This is a genomic window from Vibrio sp. Of14-4 (assembly GCF_022347625.1).
GTDB classification, from domain to species: domain Bacteria; phylum Pseudomonadota; class Gammaproteobacteria; order Enterobacterales; family Vibrionaceae; genus Vibrio; species Vibrio pristinus.
Genome location: NZ_JAKRGI010000003.1, coordinates 277818 through 298718 on the forward strand (window position 1 = coordinate 277818; position 20901 = coordinate 298718).

Below are 20901 nucleotides of genomic sequence, written 5' to 3' on the forward strand. Positions count from 1 at the left end.
TAACGATGTTATGAATCGTTACCCTGCTGAATTCGACGTAAAGAACGCTCTCGACGAGACTCTTCACGACTCAAATCCAACAATGTTTCTTCAATATAAGCTAAATGTGAATGTGACATTTCACGTGCTTTCTCAGGCTGACCTGAAACAATCGCATCTACAATATTAGCTCGATGTTTACTTACTTTTTCAACCACATCATCGCGGCGATGTAAGAGTTTGAGGTTTTGCAGGACATTTTGCTCTAATAGCGGCGCCAAACTGCGTACAATGTGCAATAAAACCACATTGTGAGCTGCTTCAGTTAAAGCGATGAGAAACTGCATAACCGCCGTTGCTTCCGCCTCAACATTCTTCTTGGTTTGTTCTTCGCTAATATGTTTCAAGCAAGCTTGAATACGCGTAAAGTCCTGTTCGGTTCCACGAACTGCTGCAAAGTAAGCGGAGATACCTTCCATCGCATGACGCGTTTCAAGCAAATCCAACTGTGTTTCCGAGTGGCTAGACAGTAAATTTAGCAGAGGATCGGAGAAACTCGTCCAAATTTTCTCGCTAACAAAAGTCCCACCACCTTGACGACGTGTGAGAAGACGTTTGGCTTCTAGACGCTGAATGGCTTCTCGGATTGAGGGGCGAGAAACATCAAACTGCTTTGCTAGTTCTCTCTCCGGAGGCAACTGCTGCCCTGGAGATAAGGTTCCTTCCACAATCAGCCTCTCTAACTCTTGTTCAATAACATCGGAAAGTTTCGGCTGACGAATCCTTTGATAAGCCATATTTTTGTTCTTCTACTCTTTGCAGTCAATTGGTATTACCAATTTCATATTGGCGACGAAATTAACATAATTAAAACGCAAGTTCCAGTCATAAATTGACCCATATCATTGAACCGAATAACCATCAACACTTTGATAACAATAGCTGATTAAAACAGTAACTCAATTGGTCAGACCAATTACAACAAATATACATGCGTATCTTGAATGACGCTGCAACTCGATTTTAGAACAAGATACCAAAGCTAAGTTTCAATAAATCAGCAGGGTTTATTTATCAAAATTGACAACTCATTGTGAAGAAATGGAAAAGTAAGTTACTGAACTGACTTGACTAAAACCAGTTCAGTTATGATAGGAAGGTCTAATTCAGAAAGCCATGATGGAGGTATAGATGTAACCTTTACTTTGCTTCAAGGTGGTCAATCATTAATTGCAAGGACTGGTTACCCCGAAATTCATTGATATCAAGTTTAAATGCTAAACGAACCGTTTTAACGGATGCATCTGGCCAGCGGCGCAGGTCAACATTAAAAGCAATCCCATCCAACATAATATTGGTTGGATGACCTTTATGCAGCGGCTCCAACATAAGCTTTAGATGCTTTTCTCCCACCAACTTTTGATGGAGCAGTTTAAACTCTCCATCAAACACTGGCTCTGGGAAAGCTTGTCCCCAAGGTCCAGCAGAGCGAAGTAATTCAGCGGTATGCATTGAAAACTCTTCTGGTTTAAGTTCTCCATCAGAGAGAATAACGCCCTTTAACGCTGCTTCATCAAGCTCTGTTTTTACTCCTGCATCAAACAATAGCGAAAAACGCTCAAAATCCTGTTCTAAAATGGTTAATCCAGCTGCCATCGCATGACCGCCAAATTTAATGATCAAACCGGGATTCTGTGTATCTATACGATCGAGTGCATCACGCATATGCAAACCAGGAATGGAACGACATGAACCTTTCAACGTACCTTCACCGCCATCAGCAAAAGCGATCACTGGGCGATGAAACTTTTCTTTGATTCGAGATGCCAAAATACCAATCACACCTTGATGCCAGTCGCGTTGAAATAACACTAATCCATAAGGCATAGCATCATCACTAAACTGTAAACGCTCGCAAAATGCCATCGCCTCCTGCTTCATCCCTTCTTCAATTTCTTTGCGAGTTTGATTGAGGCCATCTAATTCGCTCGCCATTCGGCGCGCTGCATGTATGTTATCGGTGAGCAAAAGTTCAACACCAAATGACATGTCATCCAAACGTCCTGCGGCATTAATTCTCGGACCGAGTGCAAAACCAAAGTCGGCCGCCACCAACCTTCTTGCATCACGCTTTGCTACTTCTATTAACGCTTGAATTCCTGGTCTAGCCTTACCCGCCCGTATACGTTGCAATCCCTGATGAACTAAAATTCGATTGTTCTCATCCAGAGGGACAACATCAGCCACGGTACCAAGCGCAACCAGATCAAGTAGCTCCATTAATTTTGGTTCTGGCATGCCTTGTTGGGAAAACCAGCCTAGTTTGCGCATGTGGACACACAAAGCCATCATCAGATAAAACGCAACCCCTACTCCAGCCAAAGCTTTTGATGGAAAAGCGCAAGATTCAAGATTCGGGTTAACCATGGCATCAGCGATAGGAAGTTCGTTTCCAGGCAGGTGATGATCGGTCACCAGCACAGTCAAGCCTTGTGACTTGGCATAGCGCACGCCTTCAATAGAGGACACACCATTATCAACCGTCATGATAATTTCAGCGCCGATTTCAATCGCCTGGTCGACCACCTCAGGACTGAGACCATAGCCATCTTCAAAACGATTGGGCACTAAATAATCTACATTGGTTGAGCCAAGCATTCGAAGCGCAAGCACAGACAAAGCCGAACTGGTTGCCCCATCCGCATCAAAGTCGCCGACCACAATAATACGTTTGTTGTCTATGATTGCTTGATACAAGATAGCTACCGCTGCCTCAATACCATCTAACTTTTGATAGGAGTGCAGAGCGCGAGCAGCAGTGTCTAGTTGCTGTGGACAAGTGATACCACGCGAAATATAGATACGTTTGAGAAGAGGCGCAATATCAGCCTCAAGCATAGTAAGATCCATTTCTGGACGACGTTGGATTTCTATCATAAATGTTTCGTTGAGCAGATATCTTATGGCGAGGCAAAGAGAAGTCGGAAAATAACCACCTCAATCAATCCATCTATCATTGAGGTGATTCTCTACTTTTCAGTATGACAACAGTAGATTATGACTTTTCAGTCTGTTGCAAACGTTTTAGCATTTGATCAGGCGGAAGGTAACCACCAACCATTTCTCCACCAGGTAAGAAGATCGCTGGTGTTCCACTAATGCCTAATTCTCGACCCAAAGCATAATGCTTCTTGATGATCTCTTGGTTTTTAGCAAAGTCTTTACTCTTTTCGGGGAATTCACGCTTCACTTTTCCGTCATGCATTGCCTCTTGAGGATTCTTCGCTCCCCAAATACTTGCCATTTGGTCGGCAACTGAACCTGTTCCACCTTGGCGTGGATAGGCCATATAGCGAATCGTGATACCTAAGTTGTTATAATCTTTCATCTGATTGTGCAGACGAACACAGTAACCACAGGTAATGTCCGTAAATACAGTGACAACGTATTTTTCATCCTTAGCTTTGAACTCAATCATGCTATCTTGGAATTTGTTGATCTTGGCTGCATTAATAGGAGCCTGACGCTTTGCAAGTACATCTTCATATTGGCCATCTTTGTCTAACTTGTACAAAGTGCCGGCTAAAAAATACTCGCCATCTGGCGAAGCAAACAGAACTCCACCGCTGGTTTGTACCTCAACCAAACCTTTGATATCGGCGGGTACTACCTTGTTGATTTCTAGCCCTAATTTAGAGAATCGCTTTTCAAGCTGGGCTTTATCTACTTTAGTCTCTGCCGCAGTCACTGCCTGAGCAGCGACTAACAATGGAAGGGTAAGCAGAGTCATTCGGCGTAATACGCTCATTGAATTCACCTTATAATTTACTGCAAAAGGGTGTTCCCTCATGCTCTTGGATGATGCTCACTGTGTAACTGTTTTAGTCGCTCGGTCGCCACGTGAGTATAAATTTGTGTTGTCGAAAGATCGCTATGTCCTAATAACATTTGTACAACCCTAAGATCTGCGCCGTAATTAAGCAAATGAGTCGCAAATGCATGACGCAGTACATGTGGTGACAACAACTCGGTATCAATTCCGGCCATAATGGCATAATGCTTGATCCGATGCCAAAATGTTTGACGTGTCATTTGACGCGCTCTTTTACTTGGAAACACCACATCAGACGTTGTTTCTCCTAGCAACTCAGACCGCCCATGTTGCATAAAAGTTTCAATCCATTCAACCGCATTTTCTCCCATCGGGACCAAACGCTCTTTTCCACCTTTACCCGTGACACGCACAACACCCTGTCTCAGACTAATATTTTCCATGGTAAGGCTCACCAGCTCTGTCACTCGAAGGCCAGTTGCATACAACAACTCAAGCATGGCTTTGTCTCTTAATTCCATCGCATTATTAGGATCAGGAGCATTCAATAACGCTTCAACTTGTTCTTCACTCAAATCTTTGGGTAAACGTTTGGGTAGTTTGGGACTGACCAGAAGTGCACTAGGATCATCACTGCGCACTTTTTCACGATGAAGATACTGAAATAAACGCCGAATCGCGGACAACATTCTTGCGCGAGACGTCTGTTTATACCCCTGCTCCATTAACCAACCCTGGTACTCTTGGAGCCCTGAAAAGCTAATAAAATCAATCCGGTAGTTATTATCTAACATCCATTTCACTAGCTTAGACAAATCGTTACGATAAGAGGCCAAGGTATTTTCAGACAGTCCCCTTTCCATCCACATCGCATCAAGAAACTGCTCAATTATACCCTGTTCAAAAGAAATATTGTCTGACACATTAATCCTTATTGATGAGATATGTGCTCAATGTAAGTGGCGTGAGGTAATAAAGCCATAAAAATTACTTTTTATTCGGCATATTCGCTGCAAAGCTCGCCATTTTATGGTTAGAATTCGCTATTAGTCGTAATAAGTGAAAAAGAAAGTAATGAAGATTGGTCTGTTTTACGGTTCAACTACCTGCTATACAGAAATGGCCGCAGAAAAAATGCGAGCTATTTTAGGTGAGGACTTAGTCGATATTTTCAATGTCAAACAAACTCCTCTTACTGAAATGGCAAACTATGATTTGCTCATTCTTGGTATATCTACATGGGATTTTGGAGAAATTCAAGAAGATTGGGATGAAGTTTGGAATGATATTGCTAGCTTATCGCTTAGTGGCAAAACCGTTGCCTTATTCGGCTTAGGTGATCAAGAAGGATACGGTGAGTGGTATCTAGATGCGATGGGTATGCTTCACGAACAATTGGAAAAAGTAGGCGCTAATTTTATTGGTTACTGGCCAAATGATGAAAGTTACCAATTCGACGCATCTAAGGCACTTACCGCAGATCAAAAGCAATTTGTTGGCCTAGCCTTGGATGAAGATTCACAATATGAACTCAGTGATGAACGCATTGCCACATGGATTGAGCAAGTTTTGGTAGAGTATCAACAAACTCTCTGACGGCATAATAAAACTTGTACAAAGACGTCAACCTCTCTTGCAATGAAGGGTTATCTCATGTCTCACTCATCCCTTGGACAAGAGCTAGCTCTTCAATTCATTACGATAACGTTGCCAATCAAAAACCAAACCCGGATCCGTTTTACGCATTGGCGCGATATATTGATGCCCTGTAATTCTCGGCAAAATAATTTTGGGGAAGCGAGCTAGTATGCTGTTAGTTAAAATGCTCAATGCCTGATATTGTTGATCGGTATAAGAAACAAAATCGCTGCCTTCAAGCTCAATACCAATCGAATAATCATTGCACTTGTCTCGTCCAGCAAAACTTGAAATACCAGCATGCCAAGCCCTAGCGGTAAATGGAACAAATTGGACAACTTCACCGTCTCGCCTAATCAAACAATGAGCCGAAACCCTACTTTGGTATATGGCAGCAAAAAAAGGATGCGCTGTGGGCTGCAGTTGACCTGTGAACAGCTGTTCTATATATGGCCCACCAAACTGACCCGGTGGCAAACTAATATTGTGGATCACCAACAAGGAGATATCTTCAATATCCGGCCTAGAATCAGAAAACGGAGAGGGAACATGCCTCGCTCCTTTATACCAACCATTGCCATCTATCATCTCTATCACCTAGTTTATTTTTAAGTTGTTGATTTTATATTGTCGAACACTAAATACCAGAATAATGGCTGAATTTCCCTGCTAGTCATCGTATTATGCATCCACTCATGTAAAACTGCCTATTAAATTTGTGATGAAAAACACCCACAACAGCAACGAACGCCTCGAGTATTTGAAACAACAGCTACCAAAAGAAATTTCTCGCTCAGTGACTGAAGCAATCAAAGAAGATTTAGGTGGCACACTTAACCCAGCCGCAGATATTACCGCTAGTTTAATTCCGGTAGATGCGCATAATGAAGCAAGTATCATTACTCGGGAACATGGAGTATTTTGCGGTAGTGAATGGGCCAATGAAGTGTTCAAACAGTTGGGCGGCGACGTAAGCATTGAATGGCATGTTAAAGATGGCGATAGAGTCGAGCCAAACCAAGTCCTTTGCGACCTCTCTGGCCCATCACGAGCTCTTCTTACTGGTGAACGAAATGCCATGAACTTTATACAAACGCTGTCAGGCTGCGCAACCACAACCGCTCTGTACGCCAAGCAATTAGAAGGCACCAACTGCCGTCTTCTCGATACTAGAAAAACCATTCCAGGTTTGCGAAGCGCTCTGAAATATGCGGTTGCATGTGGAGGGGGTTTTAACCACCGTATTGGTGTATTCGATGCCTATCTGATCAAAGAAAACCATATTATTGCCAATGGTGGCATTACTCAGACCATACTCACTGCAAAACAGCTTCACCCAGGTAAACCTATTGAAGTTGAAACAGAAAACCTACAAGAGCTCACCGAAGCAATTGAAGCTGGTGCTGATATTATTATGTTGGACAACTTTACTACAGACATGATGCGTGAAGCGGTCAAAATTAACGCAGGTCGCGCAGCACTGGAAAACTCAGGTAACGTGACACTTGAGACATTGCGAGAGTATGCGGAAACAGGCGTAGATTATATTTCAGTGGGCGCCCTCACCAAGCATATCAAAGCACTTGACCTATCAATGCGCTTTAAATAACAATCAGCAAGAGAGATGACCAATCTCTCTTGCTCCTTACCTTGATAGAAAGCCTCAACTAACACCATTTCCTTGCCTTGTGTAACATGCGTGTAACTAACAAACTAATTCCGCCAATAAACTTCAATTATCTACTTTATTATCAAGGATAAAATAGGCTTACTTTCATATAGTGAATGTCATTTCCTCTTCAAGTAAATGATTAATGATGGCACCAGAAAGGAAGCAATCACTAGGTTTTACTCTCATAGAATTGATGATAGTTGTCGCTATCATAGGAATTTTGTCATCATTCGCTATTCCAAGTTACCAAAACTACACCAAGCGTGCTCACGCTAGTGAAGTTTTATCAACCATGTCAGCGATGAAAATGGCAGTCGGTATTTGCATCTCAACCACTGATTCGCCTGCTAGCTGTATTTCAGGGCAAAACGGAATACCCTCTCAGCAGATCTTTAATGGCTATTCTATAGAAGCTCTATCGGATAATGGCGATACAATAATCAAGGCCGTCACCATAGGTTCAAAAGGCTCTCTACCCTCAGATTCGGTCCTCTCTCTGACAAGCCAAGAATCCAGCAATGGTTTGGTTTGGAGCCTTAATTGCGCAGGAACTGACAGTGAATATTGGTGCCCCGGGAGCTAATGATGAGCCGACTTCCAAGATTACTTTTTAATGCCAATGTTATTAACGAACAACCAGCCAGTTCATTGTATGCAACAGAAAAGACTCACCTCTCCTCCAACAACCAAGAGATAGATTTTCACGAACTCGATAATTTAATTATCAATCAGGTAAAAGTAAAAGATGAGGCGCAGCGAGATGAATCGCATACTAGTCGCTACATTCATCAGATCATCTCTAAAGCCGTTCGCCAAAAAGCATCTGATATTCACTTTGAACCTTATAAACACTGGTTTAGAATCCGGTTTCGCTGCGACGGGATATTAGTTGAGGTCCACCAACCACCACATCAAATTTGCAAAAGGCTTGTCGCAAGAGTCAAAATTTTATCGCAACTGGATATTTCTGAATGTCGTTTACCTCAAGATGGTCGTCTTACTCATAGATTAACCAAATCAAATGATGTACACATTCGTGTTTCAACTCTACCCACCATGTGGGGCGAAAAGTTAGTATTAAGAATTTTAGATAACCAAGTCACTAGCTTAGATCTTGAAGTTCTGGGCTATAGCACAGCACAACGCCAAATTTATGAGCAAGCATTAAAGAAACCTCAAGGTCTTATTCTGATTACTGGACCAACAGGGAGTGGTAAAACCTTATCTTTATACAGCGGTTTATCCATACTCGATAGTGAACGTCTCAATATTTCTGCTGCGGAAGATCCAATTGAAATAAGCTTATCAGGTATCAATCAAGTTCAGATCCAGCCTCAAATTGGTTTTGGCTTCGCTGAAGCTTTACGAGCTTTTCTTCGTCAGGATCCGGATGTCATCATGCTAGGCGAAATACGAGATAAAGAAACAGCAGATATAGCAACTAAAGCCGCTCAAACTGGCCATCTGGTTCTGGCGACATTGCACACAAACTCAAGCACTGAAGCAATCACTCGCCTAAAAAATATTGGCATAGAACCACATAACATCGCAGCTTCGCTTTGCCTAGTGATTGCCCAAAGATTACTCCGTCGTCTGTGCCCTTTGTGTAAGATTCCTGCACCAATACCCGAATGTTTATCGAAAGACGATTACACCGTGTTTTATCAAGCCAGTACCCATGGATGCAGTGCCTGCAATAATGGATATTTAGGCCGAATCGGTATCTATGAAATGTTTAGTATCACTCCAGAGATAAGCGATTCGATCTTAAAGAAAGACGCTCAACACCAATTGGATAAACTGGCTAAAAAGCAAGATATAAAAACGCTTTATCAGTCTGGATTAGAGAGAGTTAACCAAGGAATAACTAGCTATGCCGAACTGCAACGTATTCTAGCTCCATGAGGTGTAATCCCCGTATGTCAGCACCCAAGTTAAGCCGTTACTATTGGTGTGGATTTAGTTCAAATGATCAAAAACAGCAAGGAACAATGCTCGCGATTAGTCGCTATCAAGTTCTTGCTTATCTTGATGATCAAAGTATTGATGTAAGCTTTATTTTAAAGCGCAGGCTCCCTGCTTACCGTCAAATACGAGAGAGGGTCCACGCAAAGGAAGTCACGCTGCTAACACGCCAATGGGCTAGTATGATCGATGCCGGAATACCAATCACAACTTCACTCAAACTTATTGCAAACAATCTTTCCAAGGCAGGAATTAGATCCGTTATATGGCTGATACGTCAAAAGCTCGAATCAGGATTATCCGTCACCCAAACGCTGAAAGAATCCTCCACTCATTTTGATTCCTTATATCTCGCAATTATTCATGCGGGTGAGAGTTCTGGACGATTAGCAGAATCTTTACGACGCATAGCAACTCATAGAGAAAAGATAGAATATATTCGCTCAAAAGCTGTGGGGGCCAGTATATATCCCTGCTTGGTTTTTGGGACAGCGTGGCTTGTCACTATCCTCATACTCACTCAAGTTATTCCTGAGCTTGAGCGCATGTTTGAAAGCTATAACGCTCCCTTGCCATGGTTTACTCAACAAGTCATTAACCTTTCACAAACGACGATCAAGTACGGACTGCACACTACTCTTGGTTTTGTACTCCTCATAGTATCGATACGACTTGGATACAGGTACTCAATCGCCTGGAAAAAAAAGCTAGACACAATGAAGCTCCAGGTACCTGTGTTCGGCAAATTGTATCGCTTGGCTTGTCTTAGCCAATTTATTAGAACACTAGCAACCTGTTTTGATTCCGGTCTTCCAATTACGCCGAGTTTACACGCAGCGGCCCAGACATTTGATAATACATTTTATCAAACAGCAATGTATACGGTTACCCAAGAAGTGGATTCTGGCGTGCCAATACACCAAGCAATGCGCAGCAGTGGAGCCTTTGACGAATTTATAATGCAAATGGTTATGCTAGGTGAAGAATCTGGGCGCCTTGCAGAGATGCTAAATCGTGTCGCGGATGACTGTGAAAATGAGATTGAAAAAATTATCGACTATCTGAGTCGGGCAATTGAACCTATTGTAATTGTGGTACTAGGAACAATTGTTGCAGTTTTGGTGACCGCTATGTACTTGCCCATCTTTAACTTAGTTAACGTAATGAGCTAATATAGTCTCCTTAAGTCACCTCTACTTCCTAAATCGGCTGAGTTACATATGGATCTGTTTTTTTATCACCCTTGGTTATTCCCAACCTTAGCCACTTTATTTGGCCTAATCATAGGAAGCTTTATTAATGTTGTCATTCATCGTTTGCCTAAGATCATGGACCATGAATGGCGCAAAGAATGCGCAGATTGCTTTCCCGAATACAAAATAAAGCCGCCTTCAGGTGAGTATAACCTGAGTACCCCGAATTCTCATTGCCCAAAATGCCTAACGCCGATTCGTGTTCGTGACAACATTCCACTAATAAGTTGGCTACTACTCAAAGGAAAATGCCATTATTGCCAAGCCAAGATAAGCGCTCGTTATCCCTTGGTTGAACTGCTGTCTGCACTACTCAGCTTGACCATAGCGTATCAGTTCGAGTTGAGTTATTTCGCCATTGCTTTGCTCTTTTTTACCTTTGTCCTCATCGCTGCAACATTCATTGATTTAGATACTATGCTATTGCCAGATCAACTGACTCTGCCTTTGGTCTGGTCGGGCATCACTTTATCTCTCCTCGATATAAGCCCTGTATCATTACAAGATTCAGTGATTGGAGCTATTGTAGGTTACTTATGCCTATGGTCTGTATACTGGGCTTTCAAACTTATCACAGGAAAAGAAGGAATGGGTTATGGTGATTTCAAGCTATTATCCGCATTAGGAGCTTGGCTTGGTTGGCAGTACCTACCCATTATTGTATTACTTTCGTCTCTAGTTGGTCTCATATTTGGGCTCATTCAATTAGGTTTAAAAAAGCAAGGCATAGACAAAGCATTTCCTTTCGGGCCCTACCTAGCCATAGCAGGCTGGGCAAGTGCTATCTGGGGAGAAAGTATTATAAACTGGTACTTCACTACAATTATTGGAGTCTAAGATGCCTTTTGTTGTCGGGCTTACTGGGGGGATCTCAAGTGGAAAAACCACAGTGGCAAATCTGTTTAATGCTCACTTTGATATAGAGATTATTGATGCTGATATCATAGCGAGACAAGTCGTCGAAAAAGATTCATTAGCATTAAAAGCGATAAAATCTCGTTTTGGTTCTAATATCTTATTGAGTGACGGAACATTAAACCGAGCTAAACTAAGAAATAAGGTCTTCGAATGTGAAGAAGACAAAACATGGCTCAATGCGCTACTTCACCCTATGATTAGGGAAAAAATGCAGTTAGATGTTGCCAAGGCGTCATCACAATATGTGTTGCTCGTGGTACCATTGCTGGTTGAGAACAAGCTGCAAAACTTGACTGACAGAGTTTTGGTAATTGATGTTGATGAACAAACCCAGTTGCTAAGGACAATGGAAAGGGACAAGGTGGGGCTTGAACAAGCTCAAGCCATCATTGCAACGCAAGCAAGTCGCAGTGATAGGCTCAGTGTTGCAGATGATGTAATAACGAATGATACGACAAACAAGGATCTTTTGCCTGAAATCACAGAATTACATAAAAAGTATCTAGAATTAAGTATGGGAAATCGGTCAGAATAAGGGAAGAATAATCAAAGGCTACATGGAATGACAACGCACTACTTTGAACATCCATTGAATGAGAAAACTCGGATATATCTACGAGTTGAAGCCTTGCTCACTCAACTAAATATGTCATCCCAATTTAGCGATGACATGCAGCACCTGCTGTTCTTTCGCTCACTTTTTGACTTACTTGAAATCTTTGAACAAATACAACTAAAAAGTGAGTTAGCTAAAGATATCGAAAAACAGCGCCTTTCCTACCGTTCATGGCTACACGTAGAAGGTGTAGATCAAAAAATGCTCAACAACGTGTTAGCCGAAGTTGATGAGGTCCACAGCAAACTAATGGCAGCAGAGCGTTTTGGTCAAAGCCTTAAAGAAGACCGTTTTCTCAGCACGATTAGGCAAAGATTCAATTTGCCTGGGGGGTCGTGTTGCTTCGATTTACCAGCGCTCCACCATTGGTTGCACCTTCCCATTGAGCAGAAAATTGAAGACAGCCGTAAATGGATAGAAAACTTACAACCTCTTACTGATGCGCTCAAGCTTTGGCTGCGTCTGACACGTGAGACCGGACATCTCCAATCGCAAGAAGCACGTTCTGGTTTTTATCAGAGCGATGCAGAGGATGCCAATATACTCCGCCTTGAAATCCCAATGGAGTATGGGGTGTACCCCATGATTTCAGGCCACAAGAATCGTTTCGCAATCAAATTTATCTTTTTTGCCTCAGGCCAAGCTTCCTGCGATAATATCGAGTTCCAATTAGCTGTGTGTAGCTAAGATAAATCTTTTTCTAGAGAAGTCATTATGTCCAAAGTCTTTACGGTTGCTTGCCCAAAATGCGGCACAGATGTTAAGTGGGGAGCAGCCAGCCCTCATCGTCCTTTCTGCAGTAAGCAGTGTCAAATGATAGATTTTGGTGGGTGGGCAGATGAGGAAAACTCCATTCCCGGCGCACCGGATATGTCTGATGCTGACGGTTGGTCAGAAGAGCAGTACTAACCTAGCTCAAACCATTATGTTAAAGAATAAAAAAGCGGAGGCCACTTGGCCTCCGCTGATACGATGAGAACGCTAGTTAAAGCATTACTTCTTAGCAAGTTTCTCTTTAATACGAGCAGACTTACCAGAGCGCTCACGTAGGTAGTACAACTTGGCACGACGTACTGCACCACGGCGCTTAACTTCAATGCTATCAACCATTGGAGAGTGAGTTTGGAACGTACGCTCTACACCTTCACCGTTCGAGATCTTACGTACAGTGAATGCAGAATGTAGACCACGGTTACGGATACCGATTACAACGCCTTCAAAAGCCTGTAAACGCTCACGTTCACCTTCTTTAACCTTAACTTGAACAACAACTGTGTCACCAGGTGCAAAGTTAGGTAGATCTTTTTTCATTTGCTCTTCTTCAAGAGCCTTGATGATGTTACTCATTTTCAATATTCCTAGAATAAACTGATACTAAATTTAATAGGTTACTGCTTTTGATGTTCTTTTATGAACTCAGCCAGTAATTGTTCCTGTTCGTCAGTCAGAGCTAGGTTTTCCAGGAGCTCTGGTCTTCTTAGCCAAGTACGGCCCAACGACTGTTTCTGTCGCCAGCGACGAATGTTTTTATGGTTGCCAGATGTCAGTACTTCAGGTACTGGTTGACCATCTAACACCTCTGGTCGCGTGTAATGAGGGCAATCTAACAAACCGTTAGCAAAAGAGTCTTCTTCTGCCGACGCAAAATCTCCTAACACTCCCGGTATAAACCGTGAAACAGAATCAATTAACGTCATGGCTGGTATTTCACCACCCGTCATCACAAAATCTCCAATTGACCATTCTTGATCAACTTCAGCTTGGATGACACGCTCATCTACCCCTTCATAGCGGCCACAAATCAGAAGTAAATTCTCATTTTTTGCCAGCTCCTCCACTCCTTTTTGGTCAAGTCTACGACCTTGAGGAGATAGGTAGATAACTTTCGTCTTACCTGGTGAGGCGTTTCTAGCTGCATGAATAGCATCGCGCAAAGGCTGAACCATCATCAACATACCAGGGCCACCACCGTAAGGCCTATCATCGACGGTACGATGTTTGTCATGAGTGAAATCGCGAGGATTCCATGTCTCAACTGACAAAAGACCTTTTTTAACCGCTTGACCTGTTACCCCATAGTCAGTAACGCTGCGGAACATTTCTGGAAAAAGGCTAATTATGCCAACCCACATGTTTTCACCAATATAAACTTGGTTCAATTGCTCCGTTACTTGGAGTTAGAATCCAGGATCCCAGTCAACTTCGATCCGTTGAGCTTGGCGATCAATAAGTTTGATCACTTGCTCTTCAAGGAACGGAATTAGTCGTTCCTTTTGACCAAAAGCATCTTTTAGATTTGCTTTTACCACCAAAACATCGTTGGAACCCGTTTCAAGCATGTCAGAGACTATACCCAAATCGTAACCTTTATCGGTTACTACTTGCATTCCAATCAAATCACGCCAGTAGAATTCATCTTCTGGCAATTCCGGCAATACAGCAGGATCAATAGCAATTTCAAAGTTAGTCAATAACTGTGCATCTTCACGCACGTTTAGACCCTCAAGTTTTACCACCAAACCTTTGTTATGGCGCTTCCAACTTTCTACTTTTTGCTCAACCCACTCACCCTTTTGGTTTATAAACCATGGTGAGTAATCAAATATGCTTTCAGTATTGTCTGTGTAGGAAAAAACCTTAAGCCAGCCACGAATGCCGTAAGAAGCACCAAGCTTACCTACTACAATCTTATCACTGCTCGTTGTTTCTTTACCTTTCATCGACATAAGCTAATTACTTCTTCTTGAATTAAGAATTAAGCCGCTTTTTGAGCGTCTTTTACTAGCTTAGCTACACGGTCAGATAGAGATGCGCCTTGACCAACCCAGTGGTTTACGCGATCTAGGTCTAGACGTAGACCTTCTTCTTGACCTTTAGCCGTTGGGTTAAAGAAACCCACTTTCTCAATGAAACGGCCAGTTGCAGCATTGCGGCTGTCCGCTACTACGATTTGATAAAATGGACGCTTCTTCGCGCCGTGACGTGCCAAACGAATGGTTACCATGTCGTCCTCTTTGCTTTCTCAAAAATAAAATTAACCCCAAGGACTGCTCATATGAAACAGTTTGGGGTCTCGTGCCAAAATAAAGCTCCGGAATTTTACTCTTATTCCGCAGTATTGCAAGGTATTTAGCTATTTTTTCACCAATCTAGTGCCACTTTATCATTAGATAAAGCAGTAACCATTTTATGAACTATATAACACCTTGAATTTTTAATGGGTTATCGACTATCGACCAAATGGATTGAAGCCACCTCCGCCCATACCACCCATCATACCTTGCATGTTACGCATCATGCCTTTCATGCCGCCTTTTTGCATTTTCTTCATCATCTTCTGCATTTGAGTAAATTGCTTGAGTAGGCGGTTCACATCTTGAACTTGCGTTCCTGAGCCAGCGGCAATGCGTTTTTTACGAGAACCTTTAATAAGTTCAGGACGTTGACGCTCCTTCATTGTCATCGAGTTGATAATGGCTTCCATCTGTTTGAACATTTTATCATCAACTTTATCTTTTACATCCGTAGGCAACTGTGACATGCCAGGCAGTTTGTCTAGCATTCCCATCATGCCACCCATATTCTGCATCTGCCCCAATTGTTCACGGAAGTCTTCAAGATCGAAACCTTTCTTTTCTTTGAACTTTTTAGCCAGTTTTTCTGCTTTTTCGGTATCAACGTTGCGTTGTAGATCCTCAATCAGAGAAAGTACATCTCCCATGCCAAGAATGCGAGAGGCAACACGCTCAGGGTGAAAGGGCTCTAGAGCATCCGTTTTTTCACCAACGCCTAAAAACTTGATGGGTTTTCCCGTGATATGGCGCACTGATAATGCAGCACCACCGCGAGCGTCACCATCTACCTTGGTCAAAACAACCCCTGTTAATGGCAATGCATCACCAAACGCTTTTGCTGTGTTCGCTGCATCTTGTCCTGTCATCGCATCAACAACAAACAGTGTTTCAACAGGAGTAATTGCCGTATGAAGCTCCTGAATCTCAGCCATCATTTGCTCATCGACAGCTAGGCGGCCTGCCGTATCAACAAGCAAAACGTCATAAAACTTTTTCTTGGCGTGGTCTATCGCAGCATTAGCTATATCTAATGGTTTTTGGTCTGCTGAAGATGGGAAAAAATCAACACCTACATCTGATGCAAGTGTTTCTAACTGCTTGATCGCAGCAGGTCGATATACGTCGGCAGAAACAACAAGAACTTTCTTCTTGTCACGCTCTGTTAATAATTTAGACAGTTTACCAACAGAGGTCGTTTTACCCGCACCTTGTAAACCGGCCATCAAAATAACGGCTGGCGGTTGAGCTGCTAGGTTGAGCGCCTCATTAGATTCACCCATGACAGCTTCAAGTTCGGCTTGAACAATCTTAATAAATTCTTGACCAGGAGTTAGAGACTTTGAAACCTCAACGCCAACCGCCCCTTCTTTGACCCGTTTTACGAAATCACGCACGACAGGAAGGGCAACATCCGCCTCCAACAAAGCCATACGTACTTCACGCAATGTGTCTTTTATGTTGTCTTCGGTCAAGCGACCTTTACCACTGATATTCTTCAGGGTTTTGGATAATCGATCCGTTAAATTATCAAACATCTTAGTCTCTTTATCTGAGCGACCCTAAATGCCACCGCCTGTTGATTGGCGACAAAATTATTGTGAGTATACCTTAGCCAGGCACTGCTTTGCACTGCTGTAGTAACTTTTGATCTCTCATAACACGCAAATCAGCTATATAAGTCATAGCCCAAGCTTTTGATGCAAGGTATAATTTATCAAAAATTCACCAAATAACAGAGAAGCATGGACAACATCATCGCCGTTGCTGCTGCAATACTTTATGTTTTAGCAATCGCAACCATAGTTCCAGGCCTAGTACATCAGGTCGGCATTCGAACCAAAACGGTATCAGCCAGTGCATTTTTAGCTCTGGCCTTTCATGCTTGGTTGTTGGGCGATCTTATCATTGAAGGCTCCGGGCAAAACCTCAGTATTCTCAACGTCGCCTCATTGATAAGTTTCATTATTTCTTTGGTGTTAAGTTTGGCAATGCTAAAAACGCGTTTATGGTTTCTGCTTCCTGTTGTTTACTGTTTTGCAGCGATTAACCTATCTGCAGCGGCCTTCTTACCCAGTACCTTCATTACTCATTTAGAACAAGACCCAAAACTGCTCATCCATATTTCCTTGGCACTTTTTTCATATTCAACCTTAACTATCGGTGCGCTTTATGCTCTTCAGTTAGCTTGGCTTGATCACAAACTAAAATCGAAAAAAGCATTGAGTATCAACCCAAATTTACCGCCGCTATTAATGGTCGAAAGGCAATTGTTTAAAATTATCCTGATCGGTAATCTTCTGCTTACAGGGACTCTGTTAACAGGGTTTATTTTTGTTGAGGATATGTTCGCGCAAGGCAAAGCACATAAAGGTGTTCTGTCTTTTATCGCGTGGATCGTATATTCAATTTTACTTTGGGGTCATTACCAAAAGGGTTGGCGAGGTCGTAAGGTGACTTGGTTTGCCGTTGCTGGCGCAACTTTGTTGACCTTAGCCTACTTCGGAAGTCGATTTGTTCGTGAAATTATTCTTAACTAATTGATAATTAAGAGTGCACACAATACGCCTTTCTTTTACAATGTTTTACTTATAACCTGAGATTGACTTCACGCTTGGCTTAGGTCATAAATTAACCAAACCTCAAAAGGAAACATTCAGCTTTGGACGACATATCAACGGGTGCATTATTTGCCCTACTCGCGTGTCTTATCGTTATTTCAGGATATTTTTCAGGTTCAGAGACAGGCATGATGGCTTTGAACCGATACCGGCTTAAACACCTAGCTAACCATGGCCATAAAGGCGCTAAACGTGTAGAAAGACTTCTGGCACGCCCTGATCGACTCATTGGGCTAATTTTAATCGGCAACAACCTAGTTAATATCTTAGCTTCCGCTATCGCAACCATCTTAGGTATGCGTCTGTACGGCGATATCGGCGTAGCGATAGCAACAGGCGCATTAACTATGGTTATCCTCGTATTTGCTGAGGTTACGCCTAAAACTCTTGCAGCTCTCTACCCTGAGCGAGTGTCATACGCGAGCAGTATCCTTCTCACCGTATTAATGAAATTGCTGTCGCCATTAGTCATGTTGGTTAACTTCATCACTAATGGTTTTATCCGGTTGTTAGGGATCAGAGCCAAGCATGGTGGTGATGATCATTTAAGCTCTGAAGAGTTACGTACTGTGGTTAACGAAGCTGGTAGCCTTATTCCGAGACGACACCAAGATATGTTGATTTCGATTCTCGATTTGGAGAATGTGACTGTTAACGACATTATGATTCCAAGGAATGAAATTACTGGTATCGACATAAATGATGATTGGAAGTCCATAGTAAGACAATTAACTCACTCCCCACATGGCCGTGTTGTTCTTTATCGAGATCAAATCGACGAAGTAGTCGGCATGTTAAGACTGCGAGAGTCTTATCGTCTGATGCTGGAGAAGAATGAGTTCAACAAAGAAACCTTACTGCGTGCTGCTGACGAGGTGTACTTTATTCCAGAAGGCACGCCTCTCAATATTCAATTGCTTAAATTTCAGCGCAACAAAGAACGTATTGGCCTGATTGTTAATGAGTACGGCGATATCATTGGTCTTATTACTCTTGAAGATATTTTGGAAGAAATCGTTGGTGAATTTACGACTTCAATCACTCCAAGTCTGTCTGATGAAATTACACCTCAAGGCGATGGAAGCTTTTTGATAGAAGGCAGTGCAAACATCCGAGACATCAACAAAGGGCTAATGTGGACATTACCGACAGATGGCCCAAGAACATTAAATGGACTCATATTAGAGCATTTGGAAGACATACCAGAAAGCCATATCAGTGTTCAAGTTTCAGGCCATCCAATGGAAATCGTTGACCTAGAAGAAAACCGCATCAAATTAGTTAAAGTTTACCCTTGCAAGAATAAAGATAAATAACGACCAATAAAAAAGGCCTTGAGCACATCAAGGCCTTTTCTAAACTTAAGCTCACCTACTCTTCATTAATACTGAATAGACTCTCCATGTTGAGGCCCTGCTTAATCAGGATTTCTCTTAGGCGACGCAAACCTTCAACCTGTATTTGTCTTACCCTTTCTCGAGTAAGGTTAATCTCACGCCCAACTTCTTCTAGAGTTGAAGGCTCATAACCCAATAGCCCAAACCGACGCGCGAGGACCTCTTTTTGTTTTGGGTTTAATTCGTCAAGCCAATCAATCAATGATGACTTAATATCATCATCCTGAGTAGAAACTTCGGGGTCTGAATTGTTTACATCAGGAATGATATCAAGTAATGCTTTCTCACCATCTCCACCAATTGGAGTGTCGACTGAACTGATGCGCTCATTAAGACGCAACATCTTACTGACATCATCAACCGGCTTATCTAGTTGAAGTGCGATCTCTTCCGCTGTAGGCTCATGATCAAGCTTTTGAGATAGCTCTCTGGCTGTGCGTAAATAGATGTTAAGCTCTTTTACGACGTGAATGGGCAAGCGTATGGTCCGAGTCTGATTCATCAAAGCACGCTCAATGGTTTGTCTTATCCACCATGTTGCGTAAGTTGAAAAACGAAAACCTCTCTCAGGGTCAAATTTTTCGACCGCTCGGATCAAACCTAGGTTGCCTTCTTCAATAAGATCAAGTAACGCGAGACCACGGTTACTGTATCGACGAGATATTTTCACCACTAAACGAAGATTACTTTCAATCATACGTTTACGAGCTGCTTCGTCTCCTCTAAGAGCACGACGAGCATATAGTACCTCTTCTTCTGCGGTGAGCAGAGGTGAAAAACCTATTTCTCCTAAATAAAGTTGGGTTGCATCCAAACTCTTAGCAGATACATCAAAATCTTCTTTTGCATCCTCGGCTTGGGCACTGCCCGTGGTTGTGGAATCATCAGCCTGAATCGCTTCCATTTCTGCTTCAAGCTCAAACTCTTCGACTTTCGTTGCTGTGTTACTGATACTCATAGCGCCTCCCCCTGGCGATCTAGCGAAGCATCTATTTTAATGCCGCTATAAATCTATAAAGTATTAGGGTAAGTAGCGTTTAGGATTCACTGACTTACCTTGGTAACGAATTTCAAAGTGTAGTCGAACACTGTTAGTTCCAGAACTGCCCATCGTTGCGATCTTCTGGCCTGCTGTTACACTTTGTCCTTCGTGCACGAGCAACCGTTCATTATGCGCATAAGCACTGAGGTAGTTATCGTTGTGTTTGATAATCACAAGATTCCCATAACCTTTGAGTGCATTACCCGAATATACAACGGTTCCATTAGCTGTCGACGATATCGGTTGACCTCGCTGTCCTGCAATGTCTATACCTTTGTTGCCTTGGTCTCCAGCTGAGAAATTTTTAATTACCCTCCCTTTGGCTGGCCATAACCATTTAGAAATTTTCTCACTGTTTGGATTCGCATAACTGACGGGTTTATTAACATTTGTTTTACTTTTAGCTCCAACATACTCCTTTGCTGAAGATTGATCAACCTTGTTCACAGTAGCTTTTTGGAGAGATATGGGGGCAACTTTCTCCTTGTTTCTGCTAACTGCTTGATTAGAGTCTTTACTTGATTTTGTATTAATCGCAGATGTCGATGCTAGTGTAACGGGTACAGATCCGCCTACAGCCCCCGCCCCACCGTAAGCTGGTGCTTTATAGACCGGCTGCCAAAGTTTCAATTTTTGACCAGGATAGATGGTGTAAGGCTTTTTTAAATCATTGTAACGAATAATGTCATTTACATCCTTATCTGTGACGTATGCAATAAAATACAGGGTATCACCCTTCTCCACTTGATAGTAACTCCCCCTGTAACTGCCACGAGAGATATTTGTGTAATCTTTATTTAATCCAGAAACAGGGGCTGGGAAATGAGCACTACATCCAATAAGCATTGCGCTTACAAATGGAATAACAAAAAGAATGGACTCTGTCTTGCGGATCAT

The 20901-nt window shown here is 42.5% G+C and carries 23 protein-coding genes; 11 read left to right on the plus strand and 12 right to left on the minus strand.

All coding sequences use genetic code 11. The features are described 5' to 3' along the window. Positions 1-8: 8 nt before the first annotated feature. From pdhR to xerD, 4 genes are all read right to left on the minus strand, one after another. Positions 9-776 (minus strand): pyruvate dehydrogenase complex transcriptional repressor PdhR, encoded by a 768-nt coding sequence (gene pdhR, locus MHN79_RS05010; protein ID WP_114784925.1) that lies wholly within the window; start codon positions 774-776, stop codon positions 9-11. Between the two features lie 403 nt (positions 777-1179). After that, entirely contained in the window at positions 1180-2916 is a 1737-nt protein-coding gene (gene recJ, locus MHN79_RS05015) for a single-stranded-DNA-specific exonuclease RecJ (RefSeq protein ID WP_239171956.1), read from the minus strand. A 118-nt stretch (positions 2917-3034) separates the two neighbouring features. Then, entirely contained in the window at positions 3035-3787 is a 753-nt protein-coding gene (locus MHN79_RS05020) for a thioredoxin fold domain-containing protein (RefSeq protein ID WP_160929232.1), read from the minus strand. Between the two features lie 38 nt (positions 3788-3825). Continuing rightward, positions 3826-4734 carry a site-specific tyrosine recombinase XerD gene (gene xerD, locus MHN79_RS05025; RefSeq protein ID WP_239171957.1) on the minus strand — a complete coding sequence of 303 codons (909 nt, stop codon included), beginning with the start codon at positions 4732-4734 and terminating at the stop codon, positions 3826-3828. A 151-nt stretch (positions 4735-4885) separates the two neighbouring features. Between xerD and fldB the strand changes: the two genes are divergently transcribed. Continuing rightward, complete coding sequence (gene fldB, locus MHN79_RS05030) at positions 4886-5407, plus strand: flavodoxin FldB (protein ID WP_114784917.1); 522 nt, start codon at positions 4886-4888, stop codon at positions 5405-5407. An 84-nt stretch (positions 5408-5491) separates the two neighbouring features. On the opposite strand, the gene ampD is transcribed toward fldB, so the two are convergent. Continuing rightward, on the minus strand, positions 5492-6037 hold the full coding sequence (gene ampD, locus MHN79_RS05035) for a 1,6-anhydro-N-acetylmuramyl-L-alanine amidase AmpD (protein WP_239171958.1): 546 nt from the start codon (positions 6035-6037) through the stop codon (positions 5492-5494). A gap of 133 nt (positions 6038-6170) precedes the next feature. Here ampD and nadC point away from each other — a divergent pair, with 133 nt between their 5' ends. The 8 genes from nadC (at position 6171) to yacG (ending at position 12782) form a co-directional block, all read left to right on the plus strand. Beyond that, complete coding sequence (nadC, locus tag MHN79_RS05040; RefSeq protein WP_239171959.1) at positions 6171-7058, plus strand: carboxylating nicotinate-nucleotide diphosphorylase; 888 nt, start codon at positions 6171-6173, stop codon at positions 7056-7058. A gap of 205 nt (positions 7059-7263) precedes the next feature. Then, entirely contained in the window at positions 7264-7704 is a 441-nt protein-coding gene (locus MHN79_RS05045; RefSeq protein WP_239171960.1) for a prepilin-type N-terminal cleavage/methylation domain-containing protein, read from the plus strand. Beyond that, positions 7704-9026, plus strand: coding sequence for an ATPase, T2SS/T4P/T4SS family (locus tag MHN79_RS05050; RefSeq protein WP_239171961.1), 1323 nt, complete (start codon positions 7704-7706; stop codon positions 9024-9026). The genes MHN79_RS05045 and MHN79_RS05050 overlap by 1 nt, the downstream gene beginning before the upstream one ends. A gap of 14 nt (positions 9027-9040) precedes the next feature. Continuing rightward, positions 9041-10258 (plus strand): type II secretion system F family protein, encoded by a 1218-nt coding sequence (locus MHN79_RS05055; protein ID WP_239171962.1) that lies wholly within the window; start codon positions 9041-9043, stop codon positions 10256-10258. A 48-nt stretch (positions 10259-10306) separates the two neighbouring features. Continuing rightward, positions 10307-11176, plus strand: a complete 870-nt coding sequence (locus tag MHN79_RS05060) for an A24 family peptidase (RefSeq protein WP_239171963.1) — start codon at positions 10307-10309, stop codon at positions 11174-11176. Between the two features lies 1 nt (position 11177). Next, positions 11178-11792 (plus strand): dephospho-CoA kinase, encoded by a 615-nt coding sequence (coaE, locus tag MHN79_RS05065; RefSeq protein ID WP_239171964.1) that lies wholly within the window; start codon positions 11178-11180, stop codon positions 11790-11792. Positions 11793-11819: 27 nt separating this feature from the next. Further along, positions 11820-12560: a cell division protein ZapD gene (gene zapD, locus MHN79_RS05070; protein WP_160929214.1), complete on the plus strand. Its 741-nt coding sequence runs from the start codon at positions 11820-11822 to the stop codon at positions 12558-12560. Between the two features lie 27 nt (positions 12561-12587). After that, entirely contained in the window at positions 12588-12782 is a 195-nt protein-coding gene (gene yacG / locus MHN79_RS05075) for a DNA gyrase inhibitor YacG (RefSeq protein WP_239171965.1), read from the plus strand. 84 nt (positions 12783-12866) lie between these two features. On the opposite strand, the gene rplS is transcribed toward yacG, so the two are convergent. The 5 genes from rplS to ffh form a co-directional block, all read right to left on the minus strand. Then, positions 12867-13220, minus strand: a complete 354-nt coding sequence (gene rplS / locus MHN79_RS05080; protein ID WP_009602110.1) for a 50S ribosomal protein L19 — start codon at positions 13218-13220, stop codon at positions 12867-12869. 41 nt (positions 13221-13261) lie between these two features. Continuing rightward, a complete protein-coding gene (gene trmD, locus MHN79_RS05085; RefSeq protein WP_152431255.1) occupies positions 13262-14005 on the minus strand; it encodes a tRNA (guanosine(37)-N1)-methyltransferase TrmD in 744 nt (247 codons plus the stop codon). A 45-nt stretch (positions 14006-14050) separates the two neighbouring features. Then, a complete protein-coding gene (gene rimM, locus MHN79_RS05090; protein ID WP_114784894.1) occupies positions 14051-14599 on the minus strand; it encodes a ribosome maturation factor RimM in 549 nt (182 codons plus the stop codon). Between the two features lie 29 nt (positions 14600-14628). Beyond that, positions 14629-14877, minus strand: coding sequence for a 30S ribosomal protein S16 (rpsP, locus tag MHN79_RS05095; RefSeq protein WP_005438039.1), 249 nt, complete (start codon positions 14875-14877; stop codon positions 14629-14631). A gap of 225 nt (positions 14878-15102) precedes the next feature. Beyond that, positions 15103-16482, minus strand: coding sequence for a signal recognition particle protein (gene ffh / locus MHN79_RS05100; RefSeq protein WP_160929208.1), 1380 nt, complete (start codon positions 16480-16482; stop codon positions 15103-15105). Between the two features lie 207 nt (positions 16483-16689). On the opposite strand from ffh, the gene MHN79_RS05105 reads away from it, so the two are divergent. Beyond that, entirely contained in the window at positions 16690-17484 is a 795-nt protein-coding gene (locus MHN79_RS05105) for an inner membrane protein YpjD (protein WP_152431257.1), read from the plus strand. Positions 17485-17606: 122 nt separating this feature from the next. Beyond that, positions 17607-18881, plus strand: a complete 1275-nt coding sequence (locus tag MHN79_RS05110) for a CNNM domain-containing protein (protein WP_160929206.1) — start codon at positions 17607-17609, stop codon at positions 18879-18881. 55 nt (positions 18882-18936) lie between these two features. Here the strand turns inward: MHN79_RS05110 and rpoS are convergent, their stop codons facing one another. Then, on the minus strand, positions 18937-19920 hold the full coding sequence (gene rpoS / locus MHN79_RS05115; protein ID WP_239171966.1) for an RNA polymerase sigma factor RpoS: 984 nt from the start codon (positions 19918-19920) through the stop codon (positions 18937-18939). 63 nt (positions 19921-19983) lie between these two features. After that, on the minus strand, positions 19984-20901 hold the full coding sequence (locus MHN79_RS05120; protein ID WP_239171967.1) for a peptidoglycan DD-metalloendopeptidase family protein: 918 nt from the start codon (positions 20899-20901) through the stop codon (positions 19984-19986).

Bases quoted from the DNA above. Each gene is read 5' to 3' on its own strand.
- rpoS (WP_239171966.1), bottom strand. From the start codon at position 19,920: ATGAGTATCAGTAACACAGCAACGAAAGTCGAAGAGTTTGAGCTTGAA.
- zapD (WP_160929214.1), top strand. From the start codon at position 11,820: ATGACAACGCACTACTTTGAACATCCATTGAATGAGAAAACTCGGATA.
- rpsP (WP_005438039.1), bottom strand. From the start codon at position 14,877: ATGGTAACCATTCGTTTGGCACGTCACGGCGCGAAGAAGCGTCCATTT.
- yacG (WP_239171965.1), top strand. From the start codon at position 12,588: ATGTCCAAAGTCTTTACGGTTGCTTGCCCAAAATGCGGCACAGATGTT.
- MHN79_RS05050 (WP_239171961.1), top strand. From the start codon at position 7,704: ATGATGAGCCGACTTCCAAGATTACTTTTTAATGCCAATGTTATTAAC.
- ffh (WP_160929208.1), bottom strand. From the start codon at position 16,482: ATGTTTGATAATTTAACGGATCGATTATCCAAAACCCTGAAGAATATC.
- MHN79_RS05045 (WP_239171960.1), top strand. From the start codon at position 7,264: ATGATGGCACCAGAAAGGAAGCAATCACTAGGTTTTACTCTCATAGAA.
- recJ (WP_239171956.1), bottom strand. From the start codon at position 2,916: ATGATAGAAATCCAACGTCGTCCAGAAATGGATCTTACTATGCTTGAG.
- MHN79_RS05020 (WP_160929232.1), bottom strand. From the start codon at position 3,787: ATGAGCGTATTACGCCGAATGACTCTGCTTACCCTTCCATTGTTAGTC.
- rimM (WP_114784894.1), bottom strand. From the start codon at position 14,599: ATGTCGATGAAAGGTAAAGAAACAACGAGCAGTGATAAGATTGTAGTA.
- ampD (WP_239171958.1), bottom strand. From the start codon at position 6,037: ATGATAGATGGCAATGGTTGGTATAAAGGAGCGAGGCATGTTCCCTCT.
- MHN79_RS05120 (WP_239171967.1), bottom strand. From the start codon at position 20,901: ATGATCCGCAAGACAGAGTCCATTCTTTTTGTTATTCCATTTGTAAGC.
- MHN79_RS05060 (WP_239171963.1), top strand. From the start codon at position 10,307: ATGGATCTGTTTTTTTATCACCCTTGGTTATTCCCAACCTTAGCCACT.
- rplS (WP_009602110.1), bottom strand. From the start codon at position 13,220: ATGAGTAACATCATCAAGGCTCTTGAAGAAGAGCAAATGAAAAAAGAT.
- pdhR (WP_114784925.1), bottom strand. From the start codon at position 776: ATGGCTTATCAAAGGATTCGTCAGCCGAAACTTTCCGATGTTATTGAA.
- nadC (WP_239171959.1), top strand. From the start codon at position 6,171: ATGAAAAACACCCACAACAGCAACGAACGCCTCGAGTATTTGAAACAA.
- fldB (WP_114784917.1), top strand. From the start codon at position 4,886: ATGAAGATTGGTCTGTTTTACGGTTCAACTACCTGCTATACAGAAATG.
- MHN79_RS05105 (WP_152431257.1), top strand. From the start codon at position 16,690: ATGGACAACATCATCGCCGTTGCTGCTGCAATACTTTATGTTTTAGCA.
- trmD (WP_152431255.1), bottom strand. From the start codon at position 14,005: ATGTGGGTTGGCATAATTAGCCTTTTTCCAGAAATGTTCCGCAGCGTT.
- MHN79_RS05055 (WP_239171962.1), top strand. From the start codon at position 9,041: ATGTCAGCACCCAAGTTAAGCCGTTACTATTGGTGTGGATTTAGTTCA.
- coaE (WP_239171964.1), top strand. From the start codon at position 11,178: ATGCCTTTTGTTGTCGGGCTTACTGGGGGGATCTCAAGTGGAAAAACC.